At 39.4% G+C, this 2,844-nt stretch carries 1 protein-coding gene; it reads left to right on the forward strand.

The window, feature by feature from the left end:
* Positions 1-172 precede the first annotated feature (172 nt).
* Complete coding sequence (gene rny / locus AC058W_RS13415; protein ID WP_117677004.1) at positions 173-1,732, forward strand: ribonuclease Y; 1,560 nt, start codon at positions 173-175, stop codon at positions 1,730-1,732.
* Positions 1,733-2,844 lie beyond the last annotated feature (1,112 nt).

Below are 2,844 nucleotides of genomic sequence, written 5' to 3' on the forward strand. Positions count from 1 at the left end.
TATCCGGACGACTGCCTGGTAACGAAATCGTTCGCTGCAAACGTGTTGAACAGCAAGCAAAATCGGAAAAATATTCAAACAATTACCTAGAAAAACTTGACATAAGTATGAAAAAAAGATAAACTTGTATTGTTGTATTTGTACAATGAAAACTAAATAAGGAGGTGCTCCTGTGACAACAACAATTATTGTTGCAATTGTCGCTGTGGTAGTCGCGCTACTTATTGCGGTTCCTGTTACTTGCAAAGTCGCTGTAAACAACAAAATCCAGAAGGATGCAGAAGTCGTTGGAACAGCCGAAGACAAAGCAAGAAGCATCATAGATGAAGCTCTGAAAACAGCCGAGACTAAAAAAAGAGAAGCTTTATTGGAAGTGAAGGAAGAATCTCTCCGTACAAAAAATGAACTGGAGAAAGAAACCAAGGAACGAAGAAACGAACTGCAGAAGTATGAAAACCGTGTATTAGCCAAAGAATCCGCGGTTGACAAGAAAGCAGATGCAGTGGAGAAGCGTGAAGCGGAATGCACAGCGAGAGCAGCTGAGGTGCAGAAAAAAGAAAAACGAGTAGAAGAACTTGAGCAAAAAGGAGTACAGGAACTGGAACGTGTTTCAGGTCTGACCTCCGAACAGGCAAAAGAAGAATTACTCAGATCCGTTGAAGATGATGTAAAAGTGGATGTAGCCAGACTTTACAGAGAACTGGAGAGCAGAGCAAAAGAAGAAGCTGGTAAGAAGGCCAAGGAATATGTAGTCAACGCCATTCAGAAATGTGCGGTTGATCATGTAGCTGAGACTACCATTTCAGTCGTTCAGCTTCCAAGCGATGAGATGAAGGGAAGAATTATCGGTCGTGAAGGTCGTAATATCCGTACCCTTGAGACACTTACAGGTGTAGATCTTATTATTGATGATACACCGGAAGCAGTTGTATTGTCTGCCTTTGATCCGATTCGTCGTGAGATTGCGCGGGTAGCTCTTGAAAAACTGATCGTAGATGGACGTATCCATCCGGCCAGAATCGAAGAGATGGTTGAGAAAGCTCAGAAAGAAGTAGAAGCGCAGATTCGTGAAGATGGTGAGAATGCAGCTATGGACGTTGGCGTTCATGGTATTCATCCGGAATTACTGAAACTTCTTGGACGTATGAAATTCCGTTCAAGCTACGGACAGAATGCTTTGAGACATTCTATCGAAGTAGCTCAGTTATCTGGTATGTTAGCTGGTGAAGTCGGTGTAGATGTCCGTATGGCTAAGAGAGCTGGTCTTCTTCATGATATTGGTAAATCAATTGACCATGAAGTTGAAGGATCTCATATTCAGATTGGTGTGGATCTCTGTAAGAAGTATAAGGAATCACAGATCGTCATTAATACGGTCGCATCCCATCATGGTGATGTAGAACCGGAATCTCTGATCGCATGTATCGTACAGGCAGCAGATGCTATTTCGGCTGCAAGACCTGGTGCAAGAAGAGAGACGCTGGAGACTTATACAAATCGTCTGAAACAGCTGGAAGATATTACGAATCAGTTTAAGGGCGTTGATAAATCTTTTGCTATTCAGGCAGGTAGAGAAATTCGTGTAATGGTAGTACCGGAGCATGTAAATGATGCAGATATGGTTCTCCTTGCACGAGATATTGCAAAACAGATTGAAGCAGAACTTGAATATCCTGGTCAGATCAAAATCAATGTAATCCGCGAAAGCAGAGCAATTGACTATGCTAAATAATATTATTGGACACGAGAGTGAACAGCAATAAATAGTTCTTTGCAGATATAAACTGTGTAGATTGTATTATTACAGTCTGCACAGTTTTTTTGTGCAGCAAGAAATTCCACAGGAATATTTTAAAAGAAAGATAAGTAAACTGGTACAGGGTGAGAGAATGAAAAGAAAAAGAAAATTTCCCGTTTTGCTTTTATTCTTTTTAGGATTTCTGGCAGGGAACCTGATACCAAACATTATCTGGAAAATAAAATGGCAGCAGAAAACCTGGGCGTCAATTTATTTTTTAAGTACATTTGCAGGAAAGGATATATCAGGAATAGAATATCTGAAAGAGATAATGAAGTATAGAGGATGCTTTTATCTACTGAATGTAATCTGCGGATTTTCCGTTTTTGGCGAGCCTCTTTCTGTTATAACACTTATAGCTTCCGGACTCTATACGGGTATTATAATGTCTGCATCCATACTGGAATTTGGATTTGCGGGCGGAGTGATCGGTATGGGACTTTTGCTTCCCCAATATTTATTTTATATTCCGGTCTGGTTGTATTCTATGGAACAGGAATGGATAATGTCATCGGAAATATGGAAAAATAAAGGTTTAATTTTCGGAAAGATAAGTATGTATTTACGTAGAATGATGTTTGCTTTTCTGCTATATTTTCTGGGAATCCTTGTAGAATGTTTCGTAAATCCCTGGATTATCAGTAAAATTCTGGAATATATTAAAATTTTTTGAATGATATATTTACCATATTTAGTGTTGGTTGTCATAAAATCTCCGAGATATAGTATATCATGCTGAAAAGGCTTGAAATACCGCGCTTTAAGGCAAAAAAAGGGTTTGATTTTATGTAAAATAAACAGTATAATACATATACATTTTAGAATAATAACGGATCAGAAGTGCTATGACGAGTATTATTATGGTTTGGTGATGGTCAAGCGGATATTCGCAATCCGCTTCGCTACGTAGCTCTACACCGAATAACTGCTCCGCAGTTTATCAGAAGGAGCTTGCACTCCTCCTGATACAAGCAAGTCCCCACCCACTGCTTATTGCTTTTCGCAATTGAAGCAGGGGACTTACTTGATTCGATTAAATAAATACA

The sequence above is a fragment of the Blautia sp. CGZ-1-C1 genome, from assembly GCF_056504575.1.